At 60.0% G+C, this 16,836-nt stretch carries 14 protein-coding genes; 10 read left to right on the top strand and 4 right to left on the bottom strand.

Going from position 1 to position 16,836, the window contains the following annotated elements:
• Positions 1 to 282: 282 nt before the first annotated feature.
• The 3 genes from AC1DDS_RS15310 (at position 283) to AC1DDS_RS15320 (ending at position 5,285) form a co-directional block, all read left to right on the top strand.
• Complete coding sequence (locus AC1DDS_RS15310) at positions 283 to 1,506, top strand: polysaccharide biosynthesis/export family protein (RefSeq protein ID WP_477479694.1); 1,224 nt, start codon at positions 283 to 285, stop codon at positions 1,504 to 1,506.
• Between the two features lie 144 nt (positions 1,507 to 1,650).
• Positions 1,651 to 3,678, top strand: coding sequence for a capsular polysaccharide biosynthesis protein (locus AC1DDS_RS15315; RefSeq protein WP_477479909.1), 2,028 nt, complete (start codon positions 1,651 to 1,653; stop codon positions 3,676 to 3,678).
• Positions 3,679 to 4,007: 329 nt separating this feature from the next.
• Positions 4,008 to 5,285, top strand: a complete 1,278-nt coding sequence (locus tag AC1DDS_RS15320) for a capsular polysaccharide export protein, LipB/KpsS family (RefSeq protein ID WP_477479695.1) — start codon at positions 4,008 to 4,010, stop codon at positions 5,283 to 5,285.
• Positions 5,286 to 5,345: 60 nt separating this feature from the next.
• Here AC1DDS_RS15320 and AC1DDS_RS15325 read toward each other — a convergent pair whose 3' ends face one another.
• From AC1DDS_RS15325 to AC1DDS_RS15340, 4 genes are all read right to left on the bottom strand, one after another.
• Positions 5,346 to 6,377 carry a DUF2793 domain-containing protein gene (locus AC1DDS_RS15325; protein ID WP_477479696.1) on the bottom strand — a complete coding sequence of 344 codons (1,032 nt, stop codon included), beginning with the start codon at positions 6,375 to 6,377 and terminating at the stop codon, positions 5,346 to 5,348.
• 288 nt (positions 6,378 to 6,665) lie between these two features.
• Entirely contained in the window at positions 6,666 to 7,331 is a 666-nt protein-coding gene (locus tag AC1DDS_RS15330) for an ABC transporter ATP-binding protein (RefSeq protein ID WP_477479697.1), read from the bottom strand.
• Complete coding sequence (locus tag AC1DDS_RS15335) at positions 7,328 to 8,116, bottom strand: ABC transporter permease (protein ID WP_477479698.1); 789 nt, start codon at positions 8,114 to 8,116, stop codon at positions 7,328 to 7,330. Before AC1DDS_RS15335 ends, AC1DDS_RS15330 begins: the two co-directional genes overlap by 4 nt.
• Positions 8,117 to 8,160: 44 nt before the next feature.
• Positions 8,161 to 9,573 carry a KpsE/RkpR family capsule polysaccharide export protein gene (locus tag AC1DDS_RS15340; RefSeq protein ID WP_477479699.1) on the bottom strand — a complete coding sequence of 471 codons (1,413 nt, stop codon included), beginning with the start codon at positions 9,571 to 9,573 and terminating at the stop codon, positions 8,161 to 8,163.
• 521 nt (positions 9,574 to 10,094) lie between these two features.
• On the opposite strand from AC1DDS_RS15340, the gene AC1DDS_RS15345 reads away from it, so the two are divergent.
• The 7 genes from AC1DDS_RS15345 to AC1DDS_RS15375 all read left to right on the top strand — a co-directional run bounded on the left by AC1DDS_RS15345 (position 10,095) and on the right by AC1DDS_RS15375 (position 16,793).
• Entirely contained in the window at positions 10,095 to 10,997 is a 903-nt protein-coding gene (locus AC1DDS_RS15345; protein ID WP_310418971.1) for a branched-chain amino acid ABC transporter permease, read from the top strand.
• Positions 10,998 to 11,001: 4 nt separating this feature from the next.
• Positions 11,002 to 12,393 carry a high-affinity branched-chain amino acid ABC transporter permease LivM gene (livM, locus tag AC1DDS_RS15350; protein ID WP_477479700.1) on the top strand — a complete coding sequence of 464 codons (1,392 nt, stop codon included), beginning with the start codon at positions 11,002 to 11,004 and terminating at the stop codon, positions 12,391 to 12,393.
• Positions 12,393 to 13,277 carry an ABC transporter ATP-binding protein gene (locus AC1DDS_RS15355; protein WP_477479701.1) on the top strand — a complete coding sequence of 295 codons (885 nt, stop codon included), beginning with the start codon at positions 12,393 to 12,395 and terminating at the stop codon, positions 13,275 to 13,277. Before livM ends, AC1DDS_RS15355 begins: the two co-directional genes overlap by 1 nt.
• Complete coding sequence (locus AC1DDS_RS15360; RefSeq protein ID WP_310418981.1) at positions 13,277 to 14,002, top strand: ABC transporter ATP-binding protein; 726 nt, start codon at positions 13,277 to 13,279, stop codon at positions 14,000 to 14,002. Before AC1DDS_RS15355 ends, AC1DDS_RS15360 begins: the two co-directional genes overlap by 1 nt.
• Positions 14,003 to 14,123: 121 nt before the next feature.
• Positions 14,124 to 14,468: a DUF6867 family protein gene (locus AC1DDS_RS15365; RefSeq protein WP_310418984.1), complete on the top strand. Its 345-nt coding sequence runs from the start codon at positions 14,124 to 14,126 to the stop codon at positions 14,466 to 14,468.
• A 117-nt stretch (positions 14,469 to 14,585) separates the two neighbouring features.
• Entirely contained in the window at positions 14,586 to 15,704 is a 1,119-nt protein-coding gene (locus AC1DDS_RS15370) for a branched-chain amino acid ABC transporter substrate-binding protein (protein WP_477479702.1), read from the top strand.
• Positions 15,705 to 15,821: 117 nt separating this feature from the next.
• Positions 15,822 to 16,793 carry a 2-hydroxyacid dehydrogenase gene (locus AC1DDS_RS15375; RefSeq protein ID WP_477479703.1) on the top strand — a complete coding sequence of 324 codons (972 nt, stop codon included), beginning with the start codon at positions 15,822 to 15,824 and terminating at the stop codon, positions 16,791 to 16,793.
• The last annotated feature ends 43 nt before the right edge of the window (positions 16,794 to 16,836 follow it).

The following is a 16,836-nucleotide window of genomic DNA, read 5'->3' on the forward strand; positions in this document are numbered from 1 at the left end:
TGAAACCTGTGCTGCCGGATGCGCCCTTTTTATCGCACAGGAAGGGAAATTCTCGTGGAAAAGCGCCGTTTTAGCGTGATGCCGCGAAATCGACTTTTCTTGGCGTAACGAATATGCAAGGGATTTGCACCAAGGTGACACGGAGGCCCGTTCGCGGCTCGGTCTCTGGGACAGATCGTGGTGGGACATTGACTTTTCCATCGACACATTTGATGGAGCGGACACTTGTCCGTTTTCGGCGCCTTGCCTCAAAAGGGTGCGGCGAAAGGGAATCGCAGTGTGATGAGCAAGAATAAGGGCATCGGCAACTCGGGGGCGAGGTTTGCACGGTCTTTGGCGCGCCTCGCATCCGGCGTGGCGCTTTTGACGCTTTCCGGTTGTATGGTCCCCAGTGATGGTCCGCTGACCCGCGAAGTGCTCGAAGCCGGCGCGGCGGGAGGCAGTTCCTACAAGATTCCAGAAACCAAGATGATTTTCGACGTGGTCGACATCGACCAGCGAGTCGCCAACGGCGTGACCACGCTCGGAACCCCCAGCCTTGCGCGCACCTTCGGCTTCGGTGGGGCCGGCGGCGTACCGGTGATCGGTGTCGGCGACAAGCTTCAGGTAACGATCTTCGAGGCCGGCCCGGATGGCCTGTTTTCGACGACGGATAGCAAGTCGACGACAATCCCCGTCGTGGTGCAGCCTGATGGCCGTGGCCAGATCCCGTATGTCGGCTCGGTGCGTTTCGCCGGGATGACGCTGGAGACGGCGCGCTCGACGATCGTAGACGCGCTGAAGGCCAAGGCCGTGGAGCCGGATGTGCTGGTGTCGATGGCCGGAAACGAGTCGCGAAATGTCTCCGTCCAGGGCGATGTCCATCAGGCCGCGATGATTCCGCTCGGACTCAGCGCCGAGCACCTGAGCGAAGTGCTGGCGCGTGCTGGCGGGGCATCGAAACCGCCTTACGATACCTATGTCACGCTCAAGCGCGGTGGGCGCACGGGCACGGTGCTCCTGCAGACGATTGTTGACAACCCGAAGGAAGACATCATCGTCAAGCCCGCCGACCACGTTTATGTAACATATGATCCGCAGACCTTCTCCGCGCTTGGCCAGACGGAAAAGAAGGGCAAGGTACCATTCGGTGCAGCCAGCCTGAGCCTGATCGAGGCGGCTGCGCTCGCCGGCGGCGGCAACCTGTCGACGGCCGATCCGAAGGGCTATTTCATTTTCCGTTACGAGAACGAAAGCGTCTATCGCCACGTCGTCGGCGACGACCGCTTCCGCGACCTGCTGGCGAAGGGCATGACTTCGGATGGCCAGGGACGTTACCCGGTCATTTACCGACTGGATCTGGCGCAGACGCAGAGCTTTATCGTCGCCCAGTCGTTCCCGATCCGCAACCGCGACGTCGTCTACCTGTCGCGGCATCCGGCAACCGATTTCAGCCGGTTCGTAGGGATGATCACGGGCACGCTTGCGCCGGTCAGTACCGCGACCCGGACCGTTCAGACTTTCTGATCTGGCTGAACGCGCTATAATCTCAGGCATTGCTTCCGGGGAGGCGCCCGCGTCTGTGCACTCGTGCAACGCATGTGAGGCCGTGCCGGCAAACTCAATGCGATGCCGGCGGGCTTGCCTGCCGGAGATGGGATCTTGATCATCGTGGCCGAGGCGAAACGCAAAACCTATGCCGTCACCTCGCTCGGCTTGTGGCGGATTCGGGCCGACATTTCGCGGTTGCTCGATGCGCAGGTGGAGCTCTGGCCGCTTGGCAGTTCAGCACGCGTTGACGCTTTCGTCGGCTGGGGATGGCGGCCATCGGGCCGGCGGGCGAGTGCGCTCTCTGCCCGTACCGGCAAGCCTACAATCCTGCTCGAAGATGGTTTCATAAGGGGGTTCGCGCCAGGGCCGAGCGAGCCTTCGCACGCTTATGTCATCGACGACGAAGGCATGTATTTCGACGCCACCGGACCAAGCCGGTTGCAGACCCTGCTCGAGAGCCCGGTGACCGACGGCAAAGACCTGGAGCGCGCACGCAGCCTCATTGCGACGATACGCCGGGCCAGGTTGTCGAAATACAACAATGGCGCAATCGTCGGGCTGCGAGGCACGGGGATTCCCCAAGGGCGGCCCTATGTGCTGCTCGTCGACCAGGTCGCAGGTGATGCCTCAATTGCCGGCGCGTTGGCCGATGATGGCACTTTCACCACGATGTTGCAGCACGCAGCCGAGCATCACCCCGGTAAAACGCTGGTGGTGCGCACACATCCGGCAGCTGGTGATCGGAGCTTATTACGGCAGGCCGCGCACCGCCTCGGCATCGATATCGTCGTGCCGCCTCCGATGAACCCATGGCCGCTTCTGGAGGATGCGGACACCGTCTATACCGTCTCGAGCCAGCTCGGTTTCGAGGCGCTGATGGCGGGCAAGAACGTTCACTGCTTCGGTGTTAACTTCTATTCCGGCCGAGGTGTCACGATTGATCATGCCGAGGCGCCGACGACCCGTTCGCCTGCGAACCTCGAGCAGATATTCGATGCGGCCTACATTCGGTATTCGCGCTACCTCGATCTCCATGACCGCGCCGACTGCGACATCGAGCGCACGATTGAGCAGGCGATCGTGGTTCGCGACCAGAGGCACAGGTTACCGAAGAAAGTCGTCACCGCAGGCATGTCGCCATGGAAGCGCAAGGCGATGACACCTTTCCTGAAGGGGATGTGTGGACCGCCGCTCCACGCCCGCAATCTGGAGCGTGCCGTACGTCGGGCTTCGGAAATCGACGGTGCGGTCGCAGTCTGGGGATCGGACAATCCGCTGCCCTCCGGGGTCGAGACCCTCCGTATCGAGGACGGTTTCATTCGCTCGAAAGGGCTGGGCGCCGCGCTTGTCATGCCGTCTTCCGTCGCGATTGACGGAAACACCATCTACTACGACGCGCGCATGCCGAGCGGCCTGGAGCAGATCATCGCGGAAACCGATTTCGACAGTGCGCTGTTGCAACGCGCCGAAGCGCTGCGCCAGTCGCTGATCGAACGCGGCATATCGAAATACAACGTCGGAACCACCGCTGCGCTGCCGGAAGTTCCGGGCAACCGGTTGAAAGTCCTGGTGCCGGGACAGGTGGAAAAGGACGCATCGATCCGCTTTGGCTCGCCCAAAATCCGGTCGAATGCGGCCCTGGTGGCAGCGGTGCGGCACCTCTATCCTGACGCCTATATCGTTTATAAGGAGCATCCGGACGTGGTGTCGGGCATGCGTCCTGGCGGGGCTGTACCCGATGCGGCCGACCGGATCGAGCGCGACGGCGATATCATGCACTGGGTTCGCTGGTGTGATCGGGTGGAAACGATGACCTCCCTTGCTGGGTTCGAGGCGCTGTTGCGCGGAAAGGAAGTGGGTGTTCACGGAATCCCGTTCTACGCAGGCTGGGGATTGACGGACGACCGCTGTCCGATTGAACGCCGGAAACGACGGATCGATCTGCAGATGCTGGTCGCCGCCACCCTGATCCAGTACCCGCTCTACGTTCACCCCTTGAGCAGAATGCCGTGCCGTCCGGAAGATCTGGTCCGGGAGATCGCCGACGGAAGCAGCGCAACGCGCTCTGTCGCAGATCGTTTCGCTACGCATTTTGCGCGTGCGGTAAACCGGATTGCCGTAGCAATGCGCGATCGCCGGCTCGGTTGAGCCGGCGGTTTGGCCAGTGCTGGTGGACATCCTTGCTTTGGCCGGATTGCCGTAAGCATAGGATTGGAAAATGACATTGGGTAAGATTAATTGAATGAAATCCGGTTGATGCGGTTTATTTTTTGTGCAAAGACCGTGCAGCCTAAGCGCATCCCTAGCAAAGCTGGAACGTTATGCCGAGTAAAAGCGATTCTACGAATCGGTCGAGTAATGGCGGTGCGCGCGAGGATCAACCGGCGGGCCGCAGGACGGCGCCGCTCGTATACCTCAATCTCCGCCGCCGGTCATCCAGCCCGTTTCCCGCCAAGAGTGTCCCGCGCGTCCTGCTCTTGCAGGGACCGGTCGGGCCGTTTTTTCGCAAGGCGCAAACCCTGCTGAATGAAAGCGGCTTTGATGTCTGGCGTGTCTGTTTCAATATCGGCGACAGGTTGTTTGCGCTGCGGGAAAAGACGCTGAACTTTTCCGGGACGGCCGACGCCTGGGACGCCTGGTTGTCGGAAATGATCAGCGCCCATGGCTTCGACTCCGTCGTCCTGTTCGGTTGCGAGAGAGAAATCCACCGGGTCGCGATCGCCCGCTGCGAGAAGTTGCGTGTTCCGGTGATCTGTCTCGAGGAGGGGTATCTGCGCCCCGGCAACATCACCATTGAATTCGGCGGCAACAACTGGTGTTCGCCGCTTGCCGGGAAATTGCCGCCTCCGGAGTATTCGTCGTCGGATCGCCCGAAAGGGGTCTCCTACCCCTCTTCGTTCGGCGCCATGGCGTCCTACGCGTTCCTCTATTTCTCGCTCCGGAACCTCTTTTCAACCGCCGCCGAGCGCAAGCTTTTCCACAAGCGGAAACGCATGCTCGCATCCGAGGCTTTCTACTGGATCAAGAACTACTACCGGAAGTTTCGCAATCTCAATGGCAACTATCGCTGCATCGAGAAACTTCTGGAGCACTTTGATAGGAAATATTACCTCATTCCGCTTCAGGTTCACGACGACAGCCAGTTGGGGCGTGCGGCTGGCACCTGGAATAGCCAGAAATTGATCCTGAAGTCGATCGTCTCATTTGCGCGCAACGCCCCCGCAACCCATCAGTTGGTGTTCAAGATCCACCCCTTGGAGCGCGGCCATAGCAGGGATCGGCAGTTCATCGAGCAGGTCAGTCTCCTCAACGATGTGGCGGACAGGGTCCACATCATTGACGGCGGCTCCCTGGGACTGTTGACGCGCCATGCGGCGGGCATGATCACCATCAACAGCACCTCGGGATTCTTCGCCCTCCTGCACGGAATTCCGCTCGCCATCATGGGGCAGGCGATCTACCGCCATCCGGATCTTGCCTTCTGCGTGAACAGAGGAATTGACCTCGACAGGTTCTGGACATGGAACAAGGTGGCTCCCGCCGAGGTCCGCAGCCGGTACCTGTCGTGGCTGCACGAGCAATCCCTCCGGCCCGGCGATTTCTATGCCTATGATGGGGTGGAAATCGCGATCAGGGCATTACGGGACAAGATTGCCGATGCTGCTGCGGGCGGCGGATCTGAACAGGGCGCCTCCGGTGCCCAGGTGTTGGGCGGCAATTTCCGAGACAGCATTTCGGGCGCCGCGCAGGGGTGAGCCTCGACCCGATCGCGGTCATAGCGGTCCGGTCTCTGCGGCCGGCATTAGCTGTCCCTGTCAGGTCAGCGCAATGAGGGACAATTCCGTCTTGTCGAAGTCGAAGTCAACGCTTCCGGCTCCCTGGTGTTTGAGCGCAACCCACGCGTCCCTGGCGATTGGAGCTATGCCGGTGAAGCAGATTTTTCGCCCGACCGGGCCACCAGAAACGGCAAGGGAGTTGAGGACGCTTGTTGTACTATTGACCATGACGTCGATCTGAGCGGAGGAGGACGAGGTGGGGACCATGGAGAGACTGATAAGGTAGTAAGCGGTGATCGGCGCGACAAGCTTGTTGCCGATGCCGGATGGCACTGCGTCGCCGATCCGAAAGCCCCCGCTTGCAAACGCTGTGTTGGTGAAGCCGACCAACCCCGGCATAGACATCTGGACACCACCTGCCAGCCAGGCCCGCACTGCCGGCCGTAGAGGCGTGGCGACATGGCCCGTAGCGTCGATGCGCAGCGCGGTTTGCCAATCTCCCTCTGCGTTCACCACCTTGATGGCAAAATCGTTGTTGCCAGCGAGTCCCAATTCGGCATACCCCGTCCAGTTCGACTGAAAAATCAGGCTGGCCGTGTCCGACGGCGTGGCCTTGTTGATCTTCAGTCGGTGGTCGGCAGCGTCATGTGATAGAAGACTGGCATCGGCGGCAACAGTCAGTCGGTTGGTACCGTCCGGCGTCGCGTTTATACCCAGGGACGGAAACTGCGCAAACCTCTGCCAGCGGTTGCCGTCATGCACGTGCAGACGTTGCTCTGCGGTACACCAGGCGAGCCACCCCTCCTTCGGTCGCACGAGGTGCCAGCCGCCGTCACGCCATTGCGCGACCGCGCCCGCCGCTGCATGCCATGCGCCTGATGGTGAGGCATCGACCCCGAAGCAGGCGCCTTCCGAGGGAGACGCAGGAGGAGTGTTTCCAATGCTCTCCAACACAAGTTGGACCATTGTGTCCAATGCATCGAGGGCCTCGTTGTGCGGGACATGTTTCTGCGCTTGCGAGGGCAGAATGTAGGGGAGGCCAAGTCGTGTGGTATGTTCTTGCATCATCATCTCCTGAACGGGTGGCCGTCGCCGTCGTCATCGGCAACGATGCCTCGATTCAGGATAGAACTCGCGCACGAGGCGGGGAAAATCCCCGATCAGACAATGAGATGGAAGCGCGCAGATGCCGCTTAATCGGAATGCCGCGCCGTTACGACAGCTGAACGACGCATTTCGTAAGCTGCTGGTTTCACGCGACAATGCAAGAGGCGGTACCATCCGCCTCGGACAAGCTTAACGCCTTTCCGTGCTTTGGGTCCCGCTTTCGGCGGTGAAGAGAATATCCCCGCTCGACTGCTATTTTCCGTTCGCGAGATTGGCTTCGTGAACGTCGATCGCTTCTTCGATATCGTCGTAGAAAGTGATCCTGCCGTCCTTCATGACCCCGCCCACGTGGCAGAAGGCACGCAATAGGGAGGACGAGTGAGAGACGAGAAGAAGGGTTGCGTTTTCGCGGCGCTCGTCGAACACGCGCTTGCTCTTCTTCTTGAAGTTCGTGTCGCCAACAGCGATGACTTCGTCGATGAGATAGTACTCGAAATCGATCGCCATGCAGATCCCGAAGGCAAGACGTGCCCGCATGCCGGCGGAATAGGTTCTTACCGGCATGTCGAGATAGGTTCCGAGTTCAGAGAAGTCCTTGACGAATTCCAGAACCTCGTGGCGATCCTTTCCATAGATGTCAGCGATGAAACGGGTGTTCTGGGCCCCCGTCAAGCGGCTGTGGACGCCGCCCCTGAAACCCAGCGGCCAAGAGATCTTGCCTTGGCGATAGATGCGGCCAGAGTTCGGGGTATCAATGCCGGAAATGAGGTTCATCAGTGTTGATTTGCCGGCGCCGTTGCGTCCGAGGATGCCAATATTCAGCCCTGGCCGAAATGCCGCCGAAAAGTTCTCAAGAATCACCTTCTGGCCGCCGCGCGGATTCCTGAAGATCTTGGTTACGTTGTCGAAAACTATCATTCGTTTTCTAGCAGTTTGTTGCGATATACCCGTTCCAGCGTCAGACCGATGACCAGCAATACCGTCGCCGCCGACAACAGATAGGACTTATCCAAAACGCTGTTGTAATCGAGATAGGTTGCCGACCGGAACCATTCGACACAATGCAGGAACGGGTTCCACGAGATGATTGCCAGCACCGATGGCGGAAGGGTTGCAGGCACGAACACGACGCCGGACGCCAGCATCAGAGGTATGTTGGCATAACTGAGCATCTTGCTCCAGAGAGGCACCAGAGTTCCAAAGGTCGCATTGAACACCGCCAGCGCGAACGCAAAGAAGGCGATCGCCAGGATGGCGGCGCCAAACTGGAGCGGGTAGACGATGATCTTTCGATCAAGACCTACATACATGAAGAAGATGAAAAGCGTGCAGACGATCATCCAGATGATCACTTCAAGGATGAAGGCCGCTACAATCGTGTCAAGCGGCTTGACCAAGGGGTAGGTCAACATGGCTTGGTTGTGCGACAACCCGTTCGCTGATTTGCGGGCTATCAGGTTTGTCATGCGAAACCCGATAACACCTGTCAGAAAGAACAGCATGGCGCTGTCGCCGAACGGCAACGACGACCGGACAAAGCCGTGCATTGAAAGGAACATCCCGACATAGATCGCCGGTTCCGCAAGCGTCCATAGATAGCCGATGCGGCTCTCTCCGAAACGCGTCACGCTGCTGCGGATGATGAGGGCCGCTATGACTCGCCCATTTTCTTTCAGGGCGTAGCCAAAGCTCTTGTCGGTCAAGTACATATGCTGACCCTATGTCCGAATGGCACGGCCAATGCAGGTCAAATCGCGTGATCCTTGATCGACTTGTAACCAAAGAAACCGATCAGCCAGACCGCACAAAACAGCATGAAGCCGAGCATCGTATTGAGTATACGCTGCGGATAGATTGCGATTTCCGGGACTCGCGGCGCCACATAGGTGGCGAAGAAGCGCTCCTGTTTCTGTGCCTCCACGAGGGCAGTTTCAAGGCCTGCCAACGATGTCGAATAGGCCTTCACCGCAAATTCCTGCTCAATCGTCAGTTTAGAGAAGCGGTCGATGACATCGCTGACCGTACCGTTCGCGGATTCAGGGTTGCGTCCGGTCTTCTTCGTCGTGCCGGTGCCGACGCGCGCCTTTTGTTCCGCCAGTTGTGCTTCCAGAGCAACGATCTGTCGCTCGAGGACCTTGGCAGACGGCGCATCCCTGCTGATGGTATCCAGCAAGGCTCGGTAACGGGTGCGGACGGACGCGAGTTGCTCCTCGATCGAGCCGATAATCGAGGACTCCATCGAAACCAACGCGGTCGGGTCGATGGCCTGCTCCGTTTGCCGCAATTGCGACATCTGTTCGCGAACGCTTGCCAGTCGGTTTTCTGCGCGTTCGACCTGCTTGTTGACCACCTCGATGTACTGATTGCGCGACTCTTCGGAGAGCCGGTTCACCAGGTTCTCGGCGACGAGCAGGATGCCGTCCGTGATCTTCTTCGCATCTTCGGCGGTAAATGCGTAGACCTGCAGGGTGACGTTGCCGGTCGTCGAGTTGAAGCTGACATTCACCATGTCCTGCCAATAACTGACAAACTCGTCCAGAGGTTCGGTCCCGGCGATCTGATAGACAAAATCGATGCCGTCCCGCGCATAAAGCTCCCGAACGTCCAGCCCAACTTGATCCACCATATCCTGCAGGACTTGCTTGGAGTGGATGTAGTCGGCCACGATATAGGAGTCGCCGGCCTGTGCGGATGTGCCCATCAAGGTACTTAGCCCAAGCGCGCTAAGCGAACTCTGGCTCGATCCCCGCACCGCGAACTGCGATTCGACTTCATACTGCGGGCTGGCAATGAAAGCAAAATACAGTCCAGTCAAGATGGTTGGCACGAAAACAGCAAGGACGAAAGAGATAGCAGTCCAACTGACCTTCCTCTTCTTCTTCTTCATCGAAGAGAGGTTCGGCATCTCGAAGATTGACTGTGCCGAGAATTTCTTGTCCTGCCTGGCTTTCGCCGGCGGCAGTTCGTCGCCTTCGTCGAACTCGTCACGCTTCACCTTCGCGCCGGCAAAAGCGGACGCTTCACGCATCAAGCGCTGCTTCTGCCGTTCGGCACGGTGCGTGATGCGGGCTTTCGCAATGTCCAGAAGGTTGCTGGCCGGCGGCTGAGCGCGGGTCTCTGCTTCCGGCTCCGGTGCTGCGGGCGCAGATTCATTCGTCACGTTGGTACTCTCGCTGCTGCGGCAATTATTTGTTAACTACCTGATCGTGTGCCAGTTTATTCGAACTGCCGTTGCGTTACAAGGTAGCGGACCGCGCCAACTTTGGCGCGTCATTCCGGTCATTTTATGACAGGTCGCGATGCGTCTCGCCTGTTGTATGCGTCTCGCGCCGTTCTCATTATCAAGGCAGACCCGACGTTTGCGGCTTCGCAAAACCGCTGCGGCAAGGCTGATGCGCCTGTCACGGGCTGCTCTCCAGAGTGCCGGCCTCGTTGAACCGGTTGTAACCGGTGGATTCCACCGTGTTCAGGGGCTGCGGCCGTTATGCGGTGCTGAATTTTCAGCTTTTGGTCGGTTCAATCGTCAAATCCACCAAAAAAGCGAAGAAGTTTAAGGATGTGCCGTTTTAGGCTTCCCTTTTGATCGGAAAACAGTATGGAATCGTGCCTATCCATGAGCCTGCCCAATGGGCTCAAATAACAAGAGATGCGACCGTCAGGATCGCATCCAGGGGATCGATAATGGAATATTTTGTGCAGCAGCTCATCAACGGGCTGACTCTGGGCTCTATCTATGGATTGATAGCCATCGGCTACACCATGGTTTACGGCATCATCGGCATGATCAACTTCGCCCATGGCGATATTTTCATGCTGGGCGGGTTCGCCGCCTTGATCATCTTTCTGGTGCTGACCAGCATTTTCGTCGGTTTGCCGATCGTCATTCTCCTGCTGGTGATGATGGCGGCGGCGATGCTGACCGCCTCGCTGTGGAACTGGACTATTGAAAAGATGGCTTACCGGCCGCTGCGCGGTTCGTTCCGTCTTGCGCCGCTGATCACTGCCATCGGCATGTCCATTACGCTGTCGAACTTCGTCCAGGTCACCCAGGGGCCGCGCAACAAGCCGATCCCGCCGCTGGTGTCGTCGGTCTACAATGTCTTCGGCATCGCGATTTCGCTGAAGCAGATCCTGATCATGGTCCTGACGGTGAGCCTACTGGCGATCTTTTGGTATATCGTCAACAAGACCGCGCTCGGCCGCGCGCAACGTGCCACCGAGCAGGACCGCAAGATGGCCGCGCTTCTCGGGATCGACGTCGACCGCACGATTTCCATCACGTTCGTCATGGGCGCTGCCCTCGCGGCGGTCGCAGGTACGATGTATCTGATGTACTATGGCGTGATCGTCTTCACCGACGGGTTCGTGCCAGGCGTAAAGGCGTTTACTGCGGCGGTTCTGGGCGGAATCGGTTCGCTTCCCGGCGCAGTGATCGGCGGGTTGCTGATCGGACTGATCGAATCGCTCTGGTCGGCCTATTTCACGATCGACTACAAGGACGTCGCGACGTTCTCGATCCTCGCCATCGTCCTGATCTTCAAGCCGTCCGGCATTCTCGGACGACCGGAAGTCGAGAAGGTATAATTCCATGGCAACCATTTCCTACTCCAAAGAGAGCGCCGGCGGGAACCTGACGGCGCGGGCTCTGCGCGAGGGCTTTTATGCCGGTCTGATCGCTCTTGGCCTTTTCGTTCTGTTCGTCGGCTTGCAGACAACCCAGAACATCCGCAACGAGCTTGTCCTGAACCAACGCTGGGGCTTGCTTGCGATTTTCGTCGCGGTCGCCGCAGTCGGCCGGTTCCTGGGGGTCGCCTACGTCCAGCCATGGCTTGCCGCGCGCAAGACCGCCAAGGCTGCCGTTGTCGGGAAGGCGGTCCCGGAAGGCTTCCTGGCGCGCCACTTCAGCAAGATCGCCATCCTCGCGCTCATCCTGATGCCGCCTGTCGCCGTTTCGCTGGTTGGTGTGCAGGGCTCGCTAAAATGGGTCGACAACTTCGGCATCCAGATCCTGATCTACGTGATGCTGGCCTGGGGCCTGAACATCGTGGTCGGCCTCGCGGGCCTGCTCGACCTTGGCTACGTCGCCTTCTATGCCGTCGGGGCCTACTCCTATGCGCTGCTGTCGCAGCATTTCGGCTTCTCCTTCTGGCTCCTGCTGCCGCTAGCCGGCATCCTCGCCGCCTGCTGGGGCGTAATTCTGGGCTTCCCGGTTCTGCGGCTGAGAGGGGACTACCTTGCCATCGTGACGCTCGCCTTCGGTGAGATCATCCGTCTGGTCCTTATCAATTGGACAGAGGTCACCAGGGGGACGTTCGGTATCTCGGGCATTGCCAAGGCGTCAATTTTCGGTATCTGGTCTTTCGATGTGAGCGCGGCCAACAACTTCGCCAAGGCCTTCGGCCTGCCGATGTCGTCGGCCTACTACAAGATCTTCCTGTTCTACGTGATTCTGGCACTGGCGCTGCTGACGGCTTTCGTCACCATCCGCCTGCGGCGCATGCCGATCGGCCGCGCGTGGGAGGCGTTGCGCGAGGACGAGATTGCCTGCCGCTCGCTCGGCATCAACACGGTCACGACCAAGCTCACCGCGTTTGCGACGGGGGCGATGTTCGGCGGCATCGCCGGCTCCTTTTTCGCGGTGCGCCAGGGCTTCGTCTCGCCGGAGTCCTTCGTCTTCCTCGAATCGGCGATCATTCTTGCCATCGTCGTTCTCGGTGGCATGGGGTCGCTCGTGGGCATCGCGGTTGCGGCCACCGTCATGGTTGGTGGCACGGAACTGCTGCGTGAAATGACTTTCCTGAAGGCGATCTTCGGCCCGGATTTCACCCCCGAGCTGTATCGCATGCTGATCTTCGGCATCGCCATGGTCGTGGTCATGGTGTGGAAACCGCGTGGCTTCGTCGGAAGCCGTGAACCCACAGCCTTCCTGCACGAGCGCAAGGCTGTGTCCGGCAGCTTCACCAAGGAAGGGCACGGCTGATGGCCCTCGAGACGAACGCAATGAACAACGATGCAATCCTCAAAGTCGAGCATCTGTCGATGCGCTTCGGCGGCCTGATGGCGATCAACGATCTGTCCTTCGAGGCACGGCGCGGCGAGATCACGGCGCTCATCGGTCCCAATGGTGCCGGCAAAACGACCGTCTTCAACTGCATCACCGGCTTCTACAAGCCGACGATGGGCATGATTTCGATGACGCAGAAGTCGGGCAAGCGGTTCCTCCTGGAGCGCATGCCGGATTTCGAGATCACTCGCGATGCCAAGGTGGCCCGCACGTTCCAGAACATCCGGATGTTTTCCGGCCTCACGGTGCTGGAGAACCTGTTGGTCGCGCAGCACAACATGCTGATGCGGGCGTCCGGCTACACCATTCTCGGCCTGCTGGGCTTCAGCGGCTACAGGCGCGCCAAGGAACAGTCGATCGAGGTCGCCAAGCAGTGGCTTGAGAAGGCCCATCTGCTCGACCGCGCAGACGACCCGGCCGGGGATCTTCCCTACGGTGCCCAGCGCCGTCTCGAGATCGCTCGTGCCATGTGCACGGGGCCGGAGTTCCTCTGCCTCGACGAGCCGGCGGCGGGCCTCAACCCGCGCGAGTCGCTGGCCTTGAATGAACTGCTGCGGTCGATCCGCCACGAGACCGGGACATCGATCCTGCTGATCGAGCACGACATGTCGGTCGTCATGGAAATCTCCGACCATGTGATCGTCCTCGAGTACGGCCAGAAGATTTCCGACGGGACACCCGACGAGGTGAAGAATGATCCGAGGGTCATCGCGGCCTATCTGGGCGTCGAGGACGAAGAGGTCGAAGAGGTGATCGAGCAGATCGAAGAAATCGAAAGCCAGCAGGGGGGACTGCAATAATGAGCGAGACCCTCCTCAAGGTGCAGGGCGTCGAAACCTATTACGGTAACATTCGGGCGCTCGCCGGGGTCGACGTCGAGGTCAAGCGCGGCGAGATCGTCAGCCTGATCGGCGCAAACGGCGCAGGCAAGTCGACCCTGATGATGACCATTTGCGGCAGCCCGCAGGCACGCACCGGCACCGTGACCTTCGACGGTCAGGACATCACCAGGCTGCCGACGCACGAGATCGCGCGCATGCGCATCGCACAGTCGCCGGAAGGCCGGCGGATTTTCCCGCGCATGACGGTCTACGAAAATCTTCAGATGGGTGCGAGTCTCGACAATCTGAAGTTTTTCAACGAGGACGTCGAGAAGATCTTCACGCTCTTCCCGCGCCTGAAGGAACGCCAGGCCCAGCGTGGCGGCACGTTGTCGGGCGGTGAGCAACAGATGCTTTCCATCGGTCGCGCGCTGATGGCGCGCCCCAAGCTGCTTCTCCTCGACGAGCCGTCGCTCGGCCTCGCACCGCTGATCGTCAAGCAGATCTTTGACGCCATCAAGGTGCTCAACAAGGAGCAGGGGCTGACCGTGTTCCTGGTCGAGCAGAACGCCTTTGCCGCTCTGAAACTGTCGAACCGTGGTTATGTCATGGTCAACGGCAGGGTGACGATGAGCGGATCGGGCAAGGAACTGCTGGCAAATCCGGAAGTACGCGCTGCCTATCTCGAAGGCGGAAGGCATTGAGGATGAGCCCGCGCATGTTCCCAGCTCAGGCGGACCCAGAGGAACATGCGCCAATTCAAGGAGTTGCAGCGGCCCTTGCGCACCAGGAGTGACGCGCGGCGTTGCAAGAGGAGTATGTGACATGCAGGGAATTCTCTACGAAGAGGCATCATTCATGCAGTTTCTCTTCGTCACCGTGATCATGGGCGGTTGGACGGCCTGGCGGACAGGAAAGAGCGTTGCGGAGAACTGGCACAACTACGGCACGCTGGCGCTCTACGTACTTCTGCTCGGTATAGCGATCCGCTTCATCCACCATGCGTTGTTCGGAGGTAGCATGCTGACTTTTCAGTACTATTTCGTGGACACGACCGTGCTTTTGTTGTTTGCTACGGCCGGGTATCGGTACTACCGCACCAAGCAGATGACAAACAACTACTACTGGCTCTACGAGAAGGCCTCGCCATTTTCGTGGCGCGCCAAATAAGAGGGAACCCCACGCACGGCGTGTAGGCGCCGGACGTGGAATAAAGACGCCGGCGCAATGATGGCGGGTATTGCGAACGGTCAATAATATGCCTGCCTTAAACTTGGGAGTAACAAGATGAAGAAGTCTCTTTTGTCGGCTGTTGCTGTGGCGGCAATGGTCGCTTTCAGCGGCAACGCCTGGGCCGACATCCTGATCGGCGTCGGCGGCCCGCTGACCGGCCCGAACGCTGCTTTCGGCGCACAGCTTCAGAAGGGTGCCGAGCAGGCTGCTGCCGACATCAATGCGGCCGGTGGCATCAACGGTGAGCAGATCAAGGTTGTCCTGGGCGACGACGTTTCCGACCCGAAGCAGGGCGTTTCGGTCGCTAACAAGTTCGTCGCTGATGGCGTGAAGTTCGTCGTCGGTCACTTCAACTCGGGCGTTTCGATCCCGGCTTCGGAAATCTACGCCGAAAACGGCGTACTGCAGATCTCGCCGGCGTCCACCAACCCGACCTACACCGAGCGCGGCCTGTGGAACACCTTCCGTACCTGCGGCCGTGACGACCAGCAGGGCGCGGTAGCCGGCGCATTCGTCGCCGCCAACTTCAAGGACGCCAAGGTTGCCGTCCTGCACGACAAGACGCCGTACGGTCAGGGTCTTGCCGACGAAACCAAGAAGGCGATGAACGAAGCCGGCGTGACCGAAGCGGTCTATGAAGGCGTCAATGTGGGCGACAAGGACTTCTCGGCTCTCATCGCCAAGATGAAGGAAGCCGGCGTGTCGGTCGTCTACTGGGGCGGCCTGCACACCGAGTTCGGCCTCATCGAGCGTCAGTCCGCCGACCAGGGTCTGAAGGCCCAGTTCATCTCGGGCGACGGCATCGTTTCGAACGAACTGGCCTCCATCGCCGGCGACGCCGTTAACGGCACGCTCATGACCTTCGCGCCCGATCCGCGCAAGAACCCGGCCGCCAAGGAACTCGTCGAGAAGTTCCGTGCTGCCGGTTTCGAGCCAGAGGCTTACACGCTCTATGCCTATGCTGCCGTTCAGGTCATCGCTGAAGGCGCCAAGGCTGCCGGCGGCACCGACACGCAGGCCGTTGCCGAAGCCATCAAGTCGAAGGGCCCGTTCCCGACCGCGATCGGCGAACTCGGCTTCGACGAGAAGGGCGACATCACCCGTCCGGACTACGTCCTTTACACCTGGAAGAAGGGTGAGGACGGCAAGTACAACTACTTCCAGAACCAGTAGTCGTTCTGGCGGCACGGGCGGCGTCAAAGACCGCCCGGACCGGACTGAATTCGAGCCCGGCGCTTGCGTCCGGGCTCTTTTCATGTCTGGTGATGCGAAAGCAAGACAGGGGACGACATGAGCAAGGCACGCATTCTGGTGACGCGGCGATGGCCGGAGAAGGTCGAGGCGGTTCTCGCCGAACGCTTCGAGGCGACCTTCAATCGTGACGATCAGCCGATGGACCAATCGGCGCTCGCCGAGGCGCTGGCGCGCTACGACGCGGTGCTGCCGACCGTTTCCGACCGTCTCCCGGCAGCCGTGTTCGAACGGCCGAATCTAACCGCAAGGATCATCGGCAATTACGGTGTCGGCTACAACCACATCGATGTGGCGGCTGCCTCCCTCAAAGGCCTCGTCGTCACCAACACGCCGGGCGTCCTGACCGATTGCACGGCCGATATCGCCATGACGCTGTTGCTTGCCGTCGCCCGTCGTGCCGGCGAGGGCGAGCGGCAGATGCGGGCAGGGGCGTGGGGCGGATGGTGTCCGACGCATATGATCGGCACGAAGGTCACCGGCAAAACGCTTGGTATCATTGGCTTCGGCCGCATCGGCAAGGCCATGGCCAAGCGCTGTCACTTCGGGTTCGACATGGATGTCGTCTTCTACAACCGCTCCCGGGTCGATCCGGCGGAGGCGATGCGATACGGCGCACGCCAGCTCGACACCATCGAGGACGTGCTGGCGGCAGCAGACTTCGTATCGCTGCATTGTCCGGGCGGCGGGGAAAACAGCAATCTGATCGATGCGGCGAGGATCTCGGCGATGAAACCGTCCGCCTTCCTGATCAACACTGCGCGCGGCGATGTGGTCGACCAGCCGGCACTGATCGCAGCGCTTTCCAACGGGCAAATCGCGGGGGCCGGTCTAGACGTCTACGCAGCGGAGCCACAGGTGCCCGACGCGCTGCGCGCCATGGAGAATGTCGTGCTTCTGCCGCATCTCGGCAGCGCAACGGCGGAAACGCGCAGCGCCATGGGGATGAAGGTGGTGGAGAATGTCACTGCCTTTTTCGAGGGGCGCGAGCCGCCGGACCGGGTTGCCTGATACCGCCGCCGCGGCACCTCTGTTCTCCAAGGCGCGTGGCGAT

This window comes from Mycoplana sp. 10N416 (assembly GCF_056394765.1).

Coding starts and splice junctions, on each gene's coding strand:
- AC1DDS_RS15310 (WP_477479694.1), top strand. CDS start 283: ATGAGCAAGAATAAGGGCATCGGCAACTCGGGGGCGAGGTTTGCACGG.
- AC1DDS_RS15325 (WP_477479696.1), bottom strand. CDS start 6,377: ATGATGATGCAAGAACATACCACACGACTTGGCCTCCCCTACATTCTG.
- AC1DDS_RS15330 (WP_477479697.1), bottom strand. CDS start 7,331: ATGATAGTTTTCGACAACGTAACCAAGATCTTCAGGAATCCGCGCGGC.
- AC1DDS_RS15345 (WP_310418971.1), top strand. CDS start 10,095: ATGGAATATTTTGTGCAGCAGCTCATCAACGGGCTGACTCTGGGCTCT.
- livM (WP_477479700.1), top strand. CDS start 11,002: ATGGCAACCATTTCCTACTCCAAAGAGAGCGCCGGCGGGAACCTGACG.
- AC1DDS_RS15355 (WP_477479701.1), top strand. CDS start 12,393: ATGGCCCTCGAGACGAACGCAATGAACAACGATGCAATCCTCAAAGTC.
- AC1DDS_RS15360 (WP_310418981.1), top strand. CDS start 13,277: ATGAGCGAGACCCTCCTCAAGGTGCAGGGCGTCGAAACCTATTACGGT.
- AC1DDS_RS15365 (WP_310418984.1), top strand. CDS start 14,124: ATGCAGGGAATTCTCTACGAAGAGGCATCATTCATGCAGTTTCTCTTC.
- AC1DDS_RS15370 (WP_477479702.1), top strand. CDS start 14,586: ATGAAGAAGTCTCTTTTGTCGGCTGTTGCTGTGGCGGCAATGGTCGCT.
- AC1DDS_RS15375 (WP_477479703.1), top strand. CDS start 15,822: ATGAGCAAGGCACGCATTCTGGTGACGCGGCGATGGCCGGAGAAGGTC.